Genomic DNA, 16,439 nt, shown 5'->3' on the forward strand with positions numbered 1-16,439 from the left:
AGGGCCATTGAGGTAAAAGCCTATCTTTTGCACCTCAATAACCGTTCATACTATAGACGCGTACTTTATCTCTACCTCTCTGTTACTTTGAGCGAGAAAGAATAAACTGTTTTCAGACAAGCAAACTAAATAATAACAAACTATGGCATTGATCAACAAAAATGACATTGAGAAACTGCTTAACGTGCAGACCAACTCAAACAATGCGCTATGCATTTCCATTTACATCCCTACACACCGCGCTGGCAAGGAAACCTTGAACGGCCAGGATCATATCTTATTTAAAAACAAAATTAAAGAAACAAAAGCCCTGCTGTCCAGGCATGATGTGCCGGATTCGGAGATTGAGGAATATATGAAGCCTGCAGAGGCGCTGTTAAACGACACCAACTTCTGGCGCCACCAGGCAGAGGGCCTGGCAGTGTTCATTACCAAAGGTTTTTCCACGCATTATACTGTGCCCGTAGAGATGCCTGATGTGGTTTACGTGCTGGATCACTTTTACTTCACACCGCTGCTACCTATCCTGAGCCAGAACGGCCGCTTCTTTATACTTAGCCTCTACCGCGAGAAGATCGGCTTCTTTGAGGCTACCATCGAAAGGATCAGGCCGATTGACGTGAGCTCTTTTGTGCCTGAAACCATGAACAAGGCGCTAAAGTTTGATGTGAAGGGAAATGACCAAGACTTCACCAACTCCACCACAACCGTGAACGGCACCAACATTGTGCACGGCCCGGGCTCCACCAAAGGCGATGAAGAGCATGAGCGCGTGCGTGAGTTTATGCTGGAGATAGACAACAGCCTCCAGAAAATTCTGCACAACGAGTCGGAGCCGCTTGTGCTGGCAGGCGTAGACCATTACTGCGGCATTTACCGCAACATCAGCAAGTATAAAAACATAGTGGCCGAGAACGTGAACATCAACGAGAACACTGACGTGGCTAACATGAACAGCCTGCACGAGAAGGCACTTGCCGTAATGAAGCCTTTGATGCAGCAAAGCCACACCGATTCGCTTAACCGTTACCAGAACGTGGCAGGCACAGGCGTTACCTCTGAGGATATCGCCACTGTGGCCGCAGAAGCCGTGCATGGCCGCATCGACACGCTTTTTATATCGCCCAGCGAACCGGTATGGGGCAGCTACGACGCTAAAAGCGCCACCGCCGAGATACACGACAACTACCAGCGCGGCGACCACGACCTGATAAACCTGGCGGCCACCAAAACGCTGGCGCAGGGCGGAAAGGTATACGTGAGCAGCTACGATGGGATGAAGGAGGCAGGTGATAACCGGGCCAACGTGAAAGCGCTCTTCAGATACTAATAAAGACCGAGATTTGGCCTTTAACGCCAGATAGCATAACTTAGTGGGGCAGCCTTTGCGGGCTGCCCTTTTTTTAGGCAGGAAGCACTTATTGCTTTTCGCTGATGTTCCAAAGTCTCCGATTTACATGAAGCTGCACTTAACCGACGGGTTTAATTTTCTGTCTAAACAAACGCCGCTGCGTGCCTTTAACGCACTGCAGGTGATCGGGAGTTACCTGGTGTCGAAGGTGACGGGCAGGGCAACCCATTGGGGGCAGCCACTGAGCATCTCCCTGGAGCCCACCACATCCTGTAACCTGCGCTGCCCCGAGTGCCCCAGCGGCCTGCGCTCTTTTACCCGGCCAACCGGCATGCTCCAAGACGACCTGTTTACCCGCACCATCGATCAGCTGCACAAGCGCCTGCTTTACCTGATCTTCTATTTTCAGGGGGAGCCTTACCTGCACAAGAATTTTCTGGGCCTGGTAAAATACGCTTCCGACAAAGGCATCTATACGGCTACCTCCACCAACGCCCATTACCTTACCGACAATATGGCGCGTAAAACAGTGGAATCCGGACTTGACAGACTCATCGTATCCATCGACGGCACCACGCAGGAAACCTACGCTGCTTACCGCATTGGGGGCAAGCTGGAGAAAGTGCTCGAAGGCACCCGCAACGTGGTGAAATGGAAAAGGGCGCTGAAGTCGAAAACCCCGCACATCATGTTTCAGTTTTTAGTGGTGCGGCCTAACGAGCACCAGCTGGAGGACGTGAAGCTGCTGGCAAAGGAACTGGGCGTGGACGAAGTTGTTTTTAAAACGGCCCAGATCTACGATTACGCGAACGGCTCGCCACTGATACCCACCATAGATTACTATTCGAGGTACCAGAACAACCATGACGGCAGCTACTCCATTAAAAATAAGTTGTTGAATCACTGCTGGAAAATGTGGCACTCCTGCGTTATTACCTGGGATGGCCTGGTAGTACCCTGCTGCTTCGATAAAGACGCCGAGTACAGGCTGGGCGACTTAACGGAGGGCAGCTTTACCGATGTGTGGCGCGGCACCAAGTATAGCAAATTCAGGCAGGCGTTGCTGGGCTCACGCGCCAACATAGAAATGTGCCGTAACTGCACAGAAGGCACCAAAGTATGGGCTTAAAGCAACTGAACGGAAAGATTAACTTTAATACTAACATGAAAGACATCAACAATTCTCTGGAACTGCTTTTAAGCAAACTGGAGTCATGGGGAGATCAAATTATCCTGATGCTTCCGAACCTTTTTGTGGCGCTGGTGCTGCTGATCATCACTTTTTGGTTGGCAAAGATCATTCAGAATGCCCTTGAGCGCGTTATAGGGCGCTTTTCGCATAGTGCGGCCATCAACAACCTGGTTTCTACCATCGTGTACCTGGTATTGCTGCTGATCGGCTTCTTTTTTGTGCTGAGCGTGCTGCAGCTCGATAAGGTCGTGGTATCGTTGTTGGCTGGTGTCGGTATCATTGGCTTGGCCCTGGGTTTTGCTTTTCAGGATATTGCCGCCAACTTTATTTCAGGAGTCATTATTGCGGTGCAAAAGCCATTCGGTGTAGGCGACATGATCGAGACCAACGAGTATTTTGGCATCATTGAGCGGATTTCCCTGCGTACGGTGGATATTCGGAAACCGACTGGCGAGTTGGTGAAGCTGCCCAACAAAATGGTTTTTGAGAATCCATTAACCAATTACTCCGTTCATGGCATTCGCCGTGTAGATGTGGAGGTAGGCATATCGTATGCCGAAGACCTGGAGCAGGTGCAGGGCATTGTGATCGAGGCACTGGAAGACGTGAAGAACCGCGTGAAAACGCGTGACATTGAGGTGATGTATGATGCCTTCGGCGATAGCTCCATCAACTTTAAAGCGCGGTTCTGGATAAGTTACAGCCGGCAGGTGGATTATGTGGGGGCCAAAAGCGACGCCATTATCCGCATAAAGAAAGCCTTCGATGCAAAAGACATCCTGATCCCGTTCCCGATCCGCACCCTGGATTTTGCCATAAAAGGCGGCGAGAAGCTAAGCGACGAATTGCAGTCTATCAATTCGTCCATCAAAAATGGCCAGGGCCTGAGCGGCAATGGCCATTAATAAAGCACTTTGAGCTTAAGTAACCACAAGGGCCGGCAGTGAAAGCCGGCCCTTGTGGTTACTTGTCTTTCTTGTCCAGGTTTTTACCCATGTCCTCTACTTGCTTCAGGAAATTATCCACCTGCTCATCGGCATAAGGGCCATACGAGTTGGAAATCGTGCCTTTTGTTCCGGCTGTTGTTTCCAGAGCATATAAAATAGACATGTCACTGGGGTCACTTTCACCTTCGAAGCGGTAAAAGTCTACAATGCGCACCTGGTCAGGCGAAAAGGTTTCTTTCTCCTCCATGGTGCATAAATTCCCATCTCCGGATATTTTGAAATCATACTTAAAGCCGTCTTTGCGTAAGCGGTTGAGTACGTTAACCAGGGATCTTTCTTCAACTTTATCTTGCATAGCAATTTGTGTTTATAGTTCTAACTTGTGGGTATAGAACTATACGCAAAAACAAAGTTTGGATACAAAAGAGAGGGAATTAATACGCAATTAAGCAGCAGATGAAAAGAGCAGGCCTTTAGGAGGCGTTTGCTTTCTGCTGATCCAAATCTTTCTGAATCTTTTTGAAATCGATGGAGGAGCAGGCGCCTCCGCAGCCCTTGGTGCAGCCGCTTTTAGCCGTGAAGCTGCGGTAAAACATACGCCCCATGTAAAAAGCCGCTGCCAGAAAAATGAGTAGAATGATGATTTCCTGTACCATATGCTCTAACAACCTCACAAAGGTATAAAAAGTTTACTTGCCGGGGTGTTTCCAGTGCGCGGCTATGGTTGCCAGCATCTCCTGGTGTATGGCGGTGTTGCTGGCTACGATCTCCCGGCCAAACAGGTAATCGCCACCCGCAGTGAATTTGCTCACCTGCCCGCCGGCCTCCTGCACGATTAGGGCCCCGGCTGCCACATCCCAGGCATTCAGGTTGTACTCAAAAAAGCCCTCGAACCTGCCAATAGCCACATAGGCCAGGTCTAAAGCGGCCGAACCCAAGCGGCGTACCCCATGCGATTTTTGCATGAAACTGCCCAGCACCTGCAGGTAAGACTGGGTCAGGCCGAAGTCATAGTACGGAAAGCCTGTGGCTACCAGGGAGTCTTTAAGCGCTGGTGCATCCGACACCCGAATGGGGTTGTCGTTGCAATAGGCACCCCCTCCTTTGTAGGCCCAGAAGCACTCGTCGCGGTTGGGGTCATACACCACGCCTACCACTACTTCGTCCCCGTCGGTTAGCCCCACGCTTACCGAGTAAGCTGGCAGGCTGTGCATAAAGTTTGTGGTGCCATCCAAGGGGTCCACTATCCAATTGTAGCGTTCGCCTTTGGTGTTGTCTGTGTCCTCTTCTGTAACAAAACCGGCCTCGGGGCAAAGTTGCCGCAAGCCATCCACCAGTTTTTCCTCTGCCTGCTTGTCAACATAAGAAACCAGGTCGTTCACACCCTTTTCCTCAATTTTAGAACGGTCGAAATGCTCGCCCTCATGCCGAATAAAGGCCCCTACGCTGCGGGCGAGTATGTTCAGGTTCTGACTTAGCTGGTGGAGGTTCATATACGCTCTTTTACTTTAGGGATTTGTATGGTTGCTTTGGCTGCCCTGGAAAACCATACTGTGTACGCAGCCCGTACGCCCACAGCCAGTACCAGGGGCAAAAAAGCCGCGTTAAACTCCTGGGGCCACCAAGGCCAGGCAACAACCACTATGGCCGCCACAACCGCTGTTACCAGCAGGTATACAGGCACCCAGTCAGGAAGCGTTCTCCTGATCAAGTAAAAAGCAACGATCAGGTGCGTAGGGATTCCCCACAGCAGGTTAAAGTTGTTGGCGGTTGCCTGATGGTCGGTGGCAAACCACAGCAACAGGAACAGCAGGCCAAGCAGGCCGGTGCCAAAGAACCAGGCGAAATCGAGGCCACGGCTTCTGGAGCGTTTCATATAATCGAAAGCGGTAAGGGCGAGCGTAAGCACCAGCAGCACCCAACACAGCAGAAAAGGCGTGAACACGGGTGTTTCAGGTAAGCGGGAGGTATCCTGCAGAAACACTGCCTGGGGCAAGCCTGTGAGCGGGGTGGCCGTGCCGTTTTGCGTAATGCTGGCATTGGCGAACCCTTTGGAAAGGTAATCTGGCAGGAACATGTACTCGTAAGGCGTGGCCTCCCGATCGATGCGCGCCCCCAGTGCCAGGTCGATACCAAAATCGCCCCATGGCTGCGGGGGCAGGTAAAGGTCAATTAGGTTTCTGAAAGTATAATCTTTGTCGAACTGACTGATGTTAAAGGTTACCTGGTTTGGAAAAGTGGCCTCTAGGCCGTCACGGATGCGGGTGGCACAGTTATCGAAGAAGAAGTCGTAGAGGTAAAAGCGATTTTCAGGCAGGTAATTGTTCGTCAGGAAATTCCAGTACTGCTGCCGCTGCTCCGGGTTCAGGTTAAGTACCTGCTCGTACACGGAGCGGTTATCCATGGTGTAGCTATACAGGAAGTCGGAGAAGTAGGCCGCCGATAGCTTATAGTTCAGCTTTCCCTGGGCAAACTTGAGATAAAAATTAGGCTCGTTAAAATCGAAGGTGCCGTAGTTAAAAATGATGTCCAGGCCGCTGGCGGGGTCGTTTACCCGCACGGCACTGTGTCCGAAAACGGCATACAGGTCGTTTCCGCTGGAGCAGGTAATCAGGCTGATTTTAGCTTCCGGTGAAAGCTGGTAACCTTCGAACTGTGCCTGCCCCGGCAAGGCGTAAAGGCAGAGGGCAAGTAAGAATAAGAGTTTTTTGAGGTGTTGCTTCATATAAAACGATTGCCCGAACTAGGCTTTTGCTCCTGCTACTACTATAACAAATTCACCTTTAATAGGCTTGGTGGTAAACAGCGTTACCAGCTCATTCAAGGTGCCATTAATCGTCTCTTCAAACATCTTGGAGATTTCACGTGAAACAGAAGCCTCGCGCTCCCCGCCAAAAAACTCCCCAAACTGGGTTAAAGTTTTCAGCAAACGGTGGGGCGACTCGTAGAAAAGCATGGTGCGCTCCTCTGCTGCCAAACTTGTCAGGCGCGTCTGACGTCCTTTCTTCACAGGCAGAAATCCTTCAAATGTAAAGCGATCGGTGCTGAACCCGGACTTGACCAGGGCAGGCACAAAAGCGGTAGCCCCTGGCAGGCACTCGATTTTGATGTCGTTTTTCAGGCATTCGCGCACCAGGAAAAACCCCGGGTCCGAAATGCCCGGCGTACCTGCGTCCGAGATCAGGGCCATCACCTCGCCGGCCTTCAGGCGGTCTACCAGGTGGGCGGTGGCCTTGTGCTCGTTGTGCAGGTGGTGGCTGTGCATGCGCTTCTCAATGCCCAGGTGCTGCAGCAGCTTTCCGCTGGTGCGGGTATCCTCGGCCAGTATCACGTCCACCTCCTTAAGCACACGAATCGCGCGCAGCGTAATATCCTCCAGGTTCCCGATCGGCGTGGGCACCAAGTACAGATGAGTTTTTTCCTGTTCCTGCATATTACAAAGGTAAGGCAAAAAGAGATAGCAGCAGAAACCTACTTTCCGTACGATCGGGTGATCTGGTCATAAATTTTATCGATGCTGGCGGCCAGGCGATGGTCTTTTTCAGTAACGGTGTTCCCGGCGTCGTGTGTGGTAAGCTCTATTTCCACTTTGTTATACAGATTGCTCCACCATGGGTGATGGTTCGTTTCCTCCGCAACGGCAGCTACCGCATTCATAAAGGCCATGGCTTGTTTAAAATCCCTGAATGCAAGGCTACGGGTTAATTTATTATCTTTTTCCTGCCACATATTTTCTCTGATTGAATGTATACCTGTCTTGCCTGCTCCCCTACAACGCGTACAGAAGCGGGGGCGTATAGTGTTAGAACGAGCAAAGCAAACGGAACCATCACATAAAGCTATGAAATCTACGGAAAAGAAACCTAAAACTATGCCCGCCCAGGTGCAGAAAGACCAACCCGGCGACCAATATAAAATGCATCCGGAGCCGGAAGTGATCAAGGCCTCCTACAAGGGCAGCGGCAAACTAAAGGATAAAGTGGCGCTGATCACCGGCGGCGACAGTGGCATTGGGCGCTCGGTGGCTGTCCATTTTGCCCGCGAAGGTGCCGATGTGGCCATTGTTTACCTGGATGAGGACAAAGATGCCCAAGACACCCGGGAAATGGTGGAGAAAGAAGGGCGCAAGTGCCTGTTGCTTTCCGGTGATATCGGCGATGAGAAGTTCAGCCAGAAAGTGGTGGCCCAAACAGTAAAGGAGTTTGGAAAGCTGGACATACTGGTGAATAACGCCGCAGAGCAACATGAACAGACCGACCTGAAAGACATCTCCAAAAACCAGCTGCAGCAGACCTTCGAGACGAACATATTTAGTATGTTCTATATAACGAAGGCGGCTTTAGAGCACTTGAAAGAAGGAAGTAGCATTGTAAATACCACCTCCGTTACCTCTTATCGCGGCAGCCACCACCTCATGGATTACGCCGCCACCAAAGGCGCCATTACCGCCTTTACCAGGTCGCTGGCTCAGAACCTGGCCGAAAAAAATATCCGGGTAAACGGCGTTGCTCCCGGACCAATCTGGACACCGCTCATTCCAGCTTCTTTCGGGAAAGAGAAAGTGAGCGAATTTGGGAAAAATGTGCCCTTAAAACGGCCTGGGCAGCCCTCTGAGGTCGCGCCTGCCTATGTGTTGCTTGCCTCTGAAGACGGTTCCTATATCACTGGTCAGGTGATTCATGTAAACGGAGGAGAGCAGGTTGGTGCCTGACAGCGCTAAACCCTGCGGCTTTAAAAAGAGTAAAAAGTACAGGTTGCGCAAGCGCAGCAAGTATAAAAATTAAAGAAAAAGCAATTATGGCAGAAGATAAAGAGCAAGAAGGCCAGCTTTCAGGCCAGGCACCTAACAAAAGGCCCGTTCGCGTGATTGAGGACGATACCAGCGAGCAGGAAATGAAAGCAGGCCACATCGTGCCAGGCGCTGACCCGCCCAAGAATGAGCACCAGCGCGGTGGTTTTGGCAACCGCGACGGTAAAGAGGGTTACGGCAGCGACACTGCATCGGAAGGACCATCGGCCACCGGCGTAAACGACTATGCCGACGACGGCACTCCGCCGCCCGACAACATGCGCACCGAAGAGGAAGGTCGCGGCACCTGATGCACACAATTAAAGGCCTGAAACGATCAGGCTAGTTTTTAATTATATATTATATAAAGGAGGAATTATGCCATCTTACAAGCACACACAGGACAGCTCTGAAAACAAAGGCAATCCCGCTGGCAAGGGCCAGGACAAAGCCGCCGGCGGAAAGCCAGTAGACCCCGGTCAGACACGGGCCGAGCACAAGGATTTGAAGAAGAAGTATACGGAAGGGGCCGATGACGCAGGAGCCAACACCAAAACCAACAACCCCAACCGCAACACCGACAAAACCGAAACAGACAACAACACATACAATTAGCAACCGATGCTTCTGTATAAAAATAGCACCTGCCATACAGGTGCTATTTTTTATATATTTGCTGGCCGAAAACAAAAACTCAATGGCCCGATACACCCTTACTGACATCCATGGCTGTGCCCGCACACTTAAAAGCCTGGTGCAGGACCAGCTTAAGCTTAACAAAAAAGATGAACTCTATATTTTAGGTGACCTGGTAAACAAGGGGCCTGACAGCAAAGGCGTGATCGATTTTATTCAGCACTTGCAGAAACAGCATTACCAGGTTTTTTGCCTGCGAGGCAACCATGACCAAATGCTGCTCAATTCCTCTAAAAAAGGCGAGAAGGCCCTTTCCTTAACCAAAACGGAAAAAGAGCTGCTTTTACAGAGTTTTGGGATCTCTGATTTCGAGCACCTGCCCGTTAAGTATGTCCAGTTCTTGAAAAGCCTCCCCTATTATATAGTGCTACCGGATTTCTACCTGGTGCACGCCGGTTTCGACTTCCACCAATCCAATATCTTTAAAGACACGGATGCCATGATGAACATCCGCAACTACAAGGTGGACTGGGACCTTCTGGATAACAAGCGGCTCCTGCATGGCCATACCCCCACCCCACTTCATAGTATAAAAAAAGCAACCGGCCATAAAGACGCTAAAGTAAACCTTGATGCCGGCTGCGTGTATTACCGCAATGCCGCCTTGGGCAACCTTGTGGCCCTAGACCTCGACTCCCAGGAGCTTTTCGTGCAGCCCAACCAAGACAGGCCTTATGCTGTAGCCAGAAAAAGCTAATTTTCTCCTCCTTATAATTGTGCATTCTGTTTAGGCACAGCTGGGTTTAAGCCATCTTTTCTATAAATTGAATTAATTGAATATACATATATATTTTAATAACTTTATTAAATTATTATAGTATATTGAATAGGTTAAACTGCTCTAAACCCTGAATACAGCATCAGATAAGGGTAAGTTTATATTCATCTGCAAAGATACAGTTGATTTTAATCGTTTCTGCTGCGCGTCAGCCTAAGAAGTCCGGATTATAAGGTTTGTAATTTTCAAATATTTGCTGCTGATGTTTCCACAATTTGTACTATAAAAGCTAGAGTTATGAAGCAACTTTACGTAACGCTCCTTCTTCATTATCCATCTAATAATCTGGGGTTGTATTTAAGGTGCTGGCAACAGAAATGTTTAGGTGTAAGCGTGTGGGCAATAGCTGTTGTGGTGTTACTGTGGTGCCCCTTGGTATCATCGGCAGCAACGTTTACTGCTAAGAATAGTGGTAACTGGTCGGCCACAACAACCTGGACACCTGGTGCAGGAGCCACTACAACCATACCAGGTGCGGGAGACATTGTGAATATACCAGGGGGCATTACAGTGACGGTTTTAGAGACCACGCTAGACGCAGTCTGCACTACACTGAACTTAGAATCCGGGGGCACGAGCAGCACTGGCGGAGGCATCATTATTATTAGCGGCACCCTGCAGGTGACAACTATTAACCAGTTAGCAGATAACTCTACAAATAAGAATCCTAAATTACAGATAACCGAAAAGGGGCATCTTAAAATATATGATGCATATAATTTTGAGGCTCCTCCAAGTGGGTGGGTGGGTTATAGTTTTCTGGCTGGGAGCAAGGTGGAGTATAATGGAACGGGAACAGAACAGAAAATATTACCCTGGCTCAACTATAGGAACCTGATACTAAGTGGCCAGGGAACAAAGAAGCTAATTACAACCATAACTTTAAATAATAAAACCTATGCCCTTAATCCGTCACTAACTATCCTGGAGGATTTTACCGTAACAGCATCAGCGAACTTCAATGCAAGCCCAGATGCACCTACCGCTGTTCCGAACCCTTCACACAACGTAACAGGAAACATGATTATCTCGGGCAATGGGGTATACAACGGCAACACCTGCACCATGGCTGTGGCAGGATCGGTTACAAATGGGATAGTAAGTAACAGCAGCGCGAAGTTAAACCTAAACACAAGTACGCTGACAATTGCTCAAAGCTTCACAAATAACGGTACTGCAAATGGGGGAACAGCTGGGCAAATGAGTATCGGGGCGAATTGGGTTAATAACAATAGCTTTGTTCCTGGTACCTCTACCATAAAACTCACGGGTAGTTTAGCATCCGTCTCACAGGTGGGCATTGGGGGCACATCCGAAACCACATTTAACAACCTGAGTGTTGAGCTGCCGGCAACACCGGTTAAAAGTGCGCTGATGACCAATAACATCACTGTAAACAGTAGCCTGAGCCTTGCCAACGGGAAACTGCATACAGGAAGCGGGACATTAGCCAATTATAAACTGATTACCCTCGGGAGCGCGGCCAGCCTGATCACTGTAGAAACGGATAACTCCTATATCAAGGGCAGGATAGCCTCTACGCGTACAATGCCTGCTAGCGGAACGCAGGGATTTGGGGGTTTTGGCATCAACGTTTCCAGTAATACGGTAAGTCCGGGCACAGTAAAGGTAGAGCGCGTTACAGGTTTTGCTCGTGCCGGCAACGGTAACCTAAGCGTTCCCCGCTATTATGAAGTGAATTTTGGTGTACCCAGTGTGTCTGGCCTGAAGTTAACCATGGATTTTGCCTTTTTGAATTTCGAATTGGGGTCTTTGCCCATTACAAGCTATGAGCTCGTTCGGGAAATAGTAGATAATGACTTTGATAATGTGTCGAGCAAAGTTTTAAGTACAGACACACGGGCTTCGGTAGTTCAGAACACGAACAAGGGAACCTATGCGCGGTACACGTTAAGCAATAAGAATACCCCCCTACCTGTTGACCTGGTATGGTTTAAGGCTGAGCCAAAAGGCAGCAATGTGGTGCTAAGCTGGCAAACGGCCTGGGAACGCGAAAATGCCGGCTTTGAGGTACAGCTATCAGATGATGGGGAGGTGTTTAAGAAAGTTGGTTTTGTGCAAAAAGGCTCCGCTACAAAGAATGGAGCACAGCTTTACAACTTTGTGCATGAGGGTTACTTTAAAACAGGCACCCGGTATTACCGCCTGGCCCAGCACGACCTGGACGGCACGATTAGCTTCTCGATGGTAAAGCCAATGGAAATAAGAAGCGAGCAGCACGTGTCAGTCTACCCTAACCCCTTCACCGATCAACTTACCGTGGTGCTACCGACAACCGATACGTATACCATAACCCTGGTAAACCAGCTCGGGAAGCAAGTATACCTGTCAAGCTCTAAGGAGGCGATGCACAGCGTTAGGCTCGAAACTACTTTGCAAAACGGCGTGTACTTCCTGACAGTGCGGACGCAGAGCAGTACCTACACCACCAAGCTGGTGAAGCGCTAATCTATTTCAATTCTTAGCAAGCGGGCTGCCGGCATTTGAGATGCTGGCAGCCCGCTTTTGCTTTAAGTTGCTGTGTGCTGTAAGTTATTTCAAGGGTGCAAAATCTGACCCGGCGCATACCCCCGTATATAAACATCTGAAACATTGGTTTATTCCGGCACAAGCCTTAATTTTGGACGCTTATAAACCAAAAATAGTAATGCAGAGAGATACAGCCATATTTGACCTTATCGCACAAGAGGAAGCACGCCAAAAGCATGGCATAGAACTCATCGCCTCAGAGAACTTTGTTTCGGACCAGGTGATGGAGGCCATGGGAAGCGTGATGACCAACAAATATGCCGAGGGCTTGCCCGGTAAGCGTTACTATGGCGGTTGTGAGATTGTAGATAGATCTGAGCAGCTGGCTATTGACCGGGCAAAGGAACTTTTTGGTGTAGCCTGGGCAAACGTGCAGCCGCACTCCGGGGCACAGGCAAATGCGGCCGTCATGCTGGCGGTACTGCAGCCCGGCGATAAGATCCTGGGTTTCGACCTGTCGCATGGCGGGCACCTGACGCACGGCTCTACGGTTAACTTTTCCGGCAAACTGTATAACCCCTCCTTTTATGGGGTGGAGCAGGAAACGGGCCTCATCGATTTCGACAAGGTAGTAGAAACAGCCAAACGCGAGCAGCCGAAGCTGATCATTTGTGGGGCCTCTGCCTATAGCCGCGACTGGGACTACAAGAAGCTGCGTGAGGCTGCCGATGAAGTGGGTGCGCTGCTGCTGGCAGATATCTCCCACCCATCAGGAATGATTGCCCGCGGTTTACTGAACAATCCGTTTAAGCATTGCCACATTGTAACCACCACCACCCACAAAACACTGCGCGGGCCGCGGGGCGGAATGATCATGATGGGGCAGGACTTCGAGAATCCGTTTGGCCTGAAAACACCAAAGGGGGAAACACGTATGATGTCTTCTGTGCTGGATGGCGCCGTTTTCCCGGGTACGCAGGGCGGGCCGCTGGAGCATGTGATCGCTTCGAAAGCTGTCGCGTATTACGAGGCCCTGACAGATGAGTACCTCGCCTATATCAAGCAGGTGCAGCAAAATGCACAGGCTATGGCAAAAGCCTTTGTGGCGCAGGGGTACCATATCATTTCAGGAGGCACAGACAACCACATGATGCTGATTGACCTTCGGTCTAAAGGCATCACGGGCAAGCTGGCAGAGAACACGCTGGTAAAAGCCGACATCACGATTAACAAGAACATGGTGCCTTTCGATGATAAGTCGCCGTTTGTTACCTCTGGCATGCGCGTTGGAACCGCTGCCATTACCACGCGTGGTTTAAAAGAGCAGGACATGGGGCGTATCGTAGAACTGATTAACCATGTATTAACCAACCACGACAACGATACCAAGATCGGGGACGTGCGCAAAGAAATAAACAGCTGGATGCAAGAGTATCCGCTTTTCGCTCATTAATTAAAAGAATAGGAGCCACATTTGATGGATCAAGCATATACGGATAAAGAGCAGCCGCAGGAAATGTCCTTCGTGGACCACCTGGAAGAGCTCAGATGGCACGTAGTAAGGGCTTTGGCCTCTGTGATCATCTTTGGTACGATTGCATTTCTGGCCAAAACCTTTGTCTTTCATGACATTATCCTGGCCCCCTCCCGCACCGATTTCCTGAGTTATCGGCTCATGTGCGAGTTAGGGCAAAAGATCGGCTCCGAAGCCCTGTGTATCGATCAGATGGGCTTCACGATACAAAGCAGGCAGATGAGCGGGCAGTTTACCATGCACCTCATGGTGTCGGCTATACTTGGGCTGGCCGCCTCTTTCCCTTATGCTTTCTGGGAAATATGGCGCTTTATCAAGCCAGGGCTGTACCCGCAGGAGCGTCAGAGCTCGCAGGGTGCGGTATTCTTTGTATCTGTCCTTTTTGCGCTGGGCCTTGCGTTCGGTTACTACGTGGTATCGCCTATCTCCATTAATTTTCTGGCAGGCTATCAGGTAGACCCCACCATTATAAATGAATTCGATCTTTCCTCGTATATATCTACACTCACCACGCTGTGCCTTGCCTGCGCGTTTATGTTTGAGATGCCGGTGATCGTGTTCTTCCTGACGAAGGCAGGCCTGATCACCCCCGAAACCATGAAACTCTACCGCAAGCACGCACTCATAATCATCCTGGTGGTAGGCGCCATCATCACGCCTCCCGATGTGGTGAGCCAATTGCTGGTAGCGATGCCCCTGTTGCTGCTTTATGAGGCAAGTATCAGGATATCGAGGTGGATACGTGACAAAGACCTGAAGCGGTTAAACGAAGAAAATACAAAGTAACAATGGCGCTTAAAATTGCAATAGGAGGAGACCACGCAGGGTATACTTATAAAAGCACGCTGAAAGGCATGCTGCAGGAGTTAGGTTACGAGGTAGAGGACTTCGGCCCGGATTCAGAAGCATCTGTGGATTACCCGGACCATGTACACCCGCTGGCGAAAGCCGTCATCCACAAAAAGGCTGACTTGGGCGTGCTGATTTGTGGCAGCGGCAACGGCGTGGCCATTACGGCGAACAAATACAGCGAGATTCGGGCTGCCCTTTGCTGGACACCCGAGCTGGCCCAATTGGCCAGGCAGCACAATAACGCTAACATACTGTGCATCCCTGCGCGCTTTGTGTCAGAAGACACAGCTAAAGAAATGCTCAGGGCATTTATAGAAACGGAATTCGAAGGTGGACGCCACCAGACAAGAGTAGATAAAATAGCCGCCTGTTAAGCGGCTATTTTTATTTTAACTGGTAAATGGCTGGCGTTTCGGTTTGCCGGTATCGGCCAAATACAGCCGGCAATTTAAAGGCCAGCTCCGGCATTAAGCCTGCTTTGTCGATTAAATAAGCGGGCATCTCCTGGTCAAAGTTCTGGTAAATCGCGAACACCGCCTCGTATTCATCCAGGTGCCCAAAATGCCGCTGTGCCAGCTGCCAGTTCAGGTAAGGGGTTGCCGGCTTGTTGTTGATATAATAGCTAATGTCATCGCCTAATACCAGCACTTGCTGGTTGCTGATAGGGGCTACGTTGTCCGTAGGCAGCAGTAGAGGAGACTCATCGAGGAGCAGGTGCTTGTTAATGCCTAACACCAGCCTGTAACGGAGCAGCAAAACGCCCGCAAGCGTTACCAGAATCACCGTATTCAAGATCCATACTTTACGATTGGAGTTAAAAAAGAATTCGCTGAAGTACGCGATGGGTGGCAGGAGCAGTACAAAGGTGGCAACCGATATCTCGTCGCGGGTAAAAGTGACCAGGACGCTGGTAATTAACCAGACCCACATCAGTTGCTGAAACTTTACCTGGAAAACCAGGCGTTGCGGCAGTGCAGAAGCGCTGAACAAAGAAAGGCCCAGGATGGCAGCCGGAATTGCCATGAGCTTTGCGACCTCGGCAGGAGGCCGTAAAAAGTTGATCTCCAGCTGCCAGGGGCGCAGTAAGTGCAGCTCTATGAACCCGGAAAGCGCGCCTGTGTAGAAATAGTACGTCATGAGCACGGCATACGGAAACGCAAAGCCACACAGCATGAGCAGGAAGCTCCGCAGAGCCCCGGAAGCAAAGAAGATAACGGCAAACAGCCCCACCACCAGAAACATGGCCAGGGGCAGATAGCTCAGGGCGGCCAACCCAAACACAAAACCACCCACAAACAGCCTGTTGTTGTCGTAGCCCTCCCGGGATAGGGTGAGGATGTATGGCAACGAGAGAACGATAAAGGTGTTCCCAATTAGCAAGGGTGTGAGCATGTTAAACTCAAAGGAGAGGCTCCCGAGCAGTAGGTAGAGAAGTGCCGGCAGGTAGCTGTTGCTGGCATACACCTTGTGCCTGTTCAGCGTGCTGTTCAGCAGCAGCGCCTGCAGCAACAGCAATACCATGGCTATTAGCCGGTACACTAAAAATGAGCGGCCAGCCAGCTGGTCTATTATCCAGAAAACCATGGCCGAGAGCGGGGCCGTGTTGTCATAAACCCCGCTGTACATGCTAAAGCCGTCGGCCAGGCGCTCGCCTACCAGCATCTGGCGCAGCTCCGGGCCGGTGGCCGGTATGCCCCAAAGAATTAAAGGAAGCTGAATGCCAAGGTAAATTAAAACCAACAGGATCAGTCGGGAAGGCAGTATGCTTCGGAAGTAACTAATCAAGTAAAGACAGAGTTAGAAGGAATTT

At 50.2% G+C, this 16,439-nt stretch carries 18 protein-coding genes; 11 read left to right on the forward strand and 7 right to left on the reverse strand.

The genetic code is table 11. From position 1 onward, the window contains the following. The first annotated feature begins 142 nt into the window (after nucleotides 1-142). The 3 genes from AC4BAN_RS06590 (at nucleotide 143) to AC4BAN_RS06600 (ending at nucleotide 3,448) form a co-directional block, all read left to right on the forward strand. Complete coding sequence (locus AC4BAN_RS06590) at nucleotides 143-1,330, forward strand: baeRF3 domain-containing protein (protein ID WP_490563592.1); 1,188 nt, start codon at nucleotides 143-145, stop codon at nucleotides 1,328-1,330. Nucleotides 1,331-1,457: 127 nt separating this feature from the next. Next, complete coding sequence (locus AC4BAN_RS06595) at nucleotides 1,458-2,480, forward strand: SPASM domain-containing protein (RefSeq protein WP_490563593.1); 1,023 nt, start codon at nucleotides 1,458-1,460, stop codon at nucleotides 2,478-2,480. A gap of 35 nt (nucleotides 2,481-2,515) precedes the next feature. Further along, entirely contained in the window at nucleotides 2,516-3,448 is a 933-nt protein-coding gene (locus AC4BAN_RS06600; protein WP_490563594.1) for a mechanosensitive ion channel family protein, read from the forward strand. 58 nt (nucleotides 3,449-3,506) lie between these two features. On the opposite strand, the gene AC4BAN_RS06605 is transcribed toward AC4BAN_RS06600, so the two are convergent. From AC4BAN_RS06605 to AC4BAN_RS06630, 6 genes are all read right to left on the reverse strand, one after another. Then, nucleotides 3,507-3,845 carry a hypothetical protein gene (locus tag AC4BAN_RS06605; protein WP_490563595.1) on the reverse strand — a complete coding sequence of 113 codons (339 nt, stop codon included), beginning with the start codon at nucleotides 3,843-3,845 and terminating at the stop codon, nucleotides 3,507-3,509. A gap of 118 nt (nucleotides 3,846-3,963) precedes the next feature. Beyond that, a complete protein-coding gene (locus AC4BAN_RS06610) occupies nucleotides 3,964-4,146 on the reverse strand; it encodes a FeoB-associated Cys-rich membrane protein (RefSeq protein WP_490563596.1) in 183 nt (60 codons plus the stop codon). Between the two features lie 33 nt (nucleotides 4,147-4,179). Beyond that, complete coding sequence (locus AC4BAN_RS06615) at nucleotides 4,180-4,983, reverse strand: inositol monophosphatase family protein (protein WP_490563597.1); 804 nt, start codon at nucleotides 4,981-4,983, stop codon at nucleotides 4,180-4,182. Then, nucleotides 4,980-6,215 (reverse strand): Lnb N-terminal periplasmic domain-containing protein, encoded by a 1,236-nt coding sequence (locus AC4BAN_RS06620; RefSeq protein ID WP_490563598.1) that lies wholly within the window; start codon nucleotides 6,213-6,215, stop codon nucleotides 4,980-4,982. Before AC4BAN_RS06620 ends, AC4BAN_RS06615 begins: the two co-directional genes overlap by 4 nt. Before the next feature lie 18 nt (nucleotides 6,216-6,233). Beyond that, nucleotides 6,234-6,923: a 16S rRNA (cytidine(1402)-2'-O)-methyltransferase gene (gene rsmI, locus AC4BAN_RS06625; protein WP_490563599.1), complete on the reverse strand. Its 690-nt coding sequence runs from the start codon at nucleotides 6,921-6,923 to the stop codon at nucleotides 6,234-6,236. A 38-nt stretch (nucleotides 6,924-6,961) separates the two neighbouring features. After that, the gene (locus AC4BAN_RS06630) at nucleotides 6,962-7,219 is read right to left on the reverse strand and encodes a 4a-hydroxytetrahydrobiopterin dehydratase (RefSeq protein ID WP_490563600.1); all 258 of its coding nucleotides are present in this window, start codon (nucleotides 7,217-7,219) and stop codon (nucleotides 6,962-6,964) included. 112 nt (nucleotides 7,220-7,331) lie between these two features. Here AC4BAN_RS06630 and AC4BAN_RS06635 point away from each other — a divergent pair, with 112 nt between their 5' ends. The 8 genes from AC4BAN_RS06635 (at nucleotide 7,332) to rpiB (ending at nucleotide 15,003) form a co-directional block, all read left to right on the forward strand. Further along, the gene (locus AC4BAN_RS06635; RefSeq protein ID WP_490563601.1) at nucleotides 7,332-8,201 is read left to right on the forward strand and encodes an SDR family oxidoreductase; all 870 of its coding nucleotides are present in this window, start codon (nucleotides 7,332-7,334) and stop codon (nucleotides 8,199-8,201) included. 86 nt (nucleotides 8,202-8,287) lie between these two features. Next, nucleotides 8,288-8,590, forward strand: a complete 303-nt coding sequence (locus AC4BAN_RS06640; protein ID WP_490563602.1) for a hypothetical protein — start codon at nucleotides 8,288-8,290, stop codon at nucleotides 8,588-8,590. Nucleotides 8,591-8,657: 67 nt separating this feature from the next. Beyond that, nucleotides 8,658-8,894, forward strand: a complete 237-nt coding sequence (locus tag AC4BAN_RS06645; protein WP_490563603.1) for a hypothetical protein — start codon at nucleotides 8,658-8,660, stop codon at nucleotides 8,892-8,894. Nucleotides 8,895-8,976: 82 nt separating this feature from the next. Continuing rightward, the gene (locus tag AC4BAN_RS06650; RefSeq protein ID WP_490563604.1) at nucleotides 8,977-9,672 is read left to right on the forward strand and encodes a metallophosphoesterase family protein; all 696 of its coding nucleotides are present in this window, start codon (nucleotides 8,977-8,979) and stop codon (nucleotides 9,670-9,672) included. A gap of 453 nt (nucleotides 9,673-10,125) precedes the next feature. After that, nucleotides 10,126-12,222 (forward strand): T9SS type A sorting domain-containing protein, encoded by a 2,097-nt coding sequence (locus AC4BAN_RS06655; RefSeq protein ID WP_490563605.1) that lies wholly within the window; start codon nucleotides 10,126-10,128, stop codon nucleotides 12,220-12,222. 199 nt (nucleotides 12,223-12,421) lie between these two features. Continuing rightward, the gene (gene glyA / locus AC4BAN_RS06660; protein ID WP_490563606.1) at nucleotides 12,422-13,696 is read left to right on the forward strand and encodes a serine hydroxymethyltransferase; all 1,275 of its coding nucleotides are present in this window, start codon (nucleotides 12,422-12,424) and stop codon (nucleotides 13,694-13,696) included. Between the two features lie 24 nt (nucleotides 13,697-13,720). Continuing rightward, the gene (gene tatC / locus AC4BAN_RS06665) at nucleotides 13,721-14,563 is read left to right on the forward strand and encodes a twin-arginine translocase subunit TatC (RefSeq protein ID WP_490563607.1); all 843 of its coding nucleotides are present in this window, start codon (nucleotides 13,721-13,723) and stop codon (nucleotides 14,561-14,563) included. 2 nt (nucleotides 14,564-14,565) lie between these two features. Further along, nucleotides 14,566-15,003 carry a ribose 5-phosphate isomerase B gene (gene rpiB / locus AC4BAN_RS06670; RefSeq protein WP_490563608.1) on the forward strand — a complete coding sequence of 146 codons (438 nt, stop codon included), beginning with the start codon at nucleotides 14,566-14,568 and terminating at the stop codon, nucleotides 15,001-15,003. Nucleotides 15,004-15,013: 10 nt separating this feature from the next. On the opposite strand, the gene AC4BAN_RS06675 is transcribed toward rpiB, so the two are convergent. After that, the gene (locus tag AC4BAN_RS06675) at nucleotides 15,014-16,414 is read right to left on the reverse strand and encodes a hypothetical protein (RefSeq protein WP_490563609.1); all 1,401 of its coding nucleotides are present in this window, start codon (nucleotides 16,412-16,414) and stop codon (nucleotides 15,014-15,016) included. Nucleotides 16,415-16,439: the final 25 nt, after the last annotated feature.

It is taken from the genome of Pontibacter sp. GD13, from assembly GCF_058216355.1.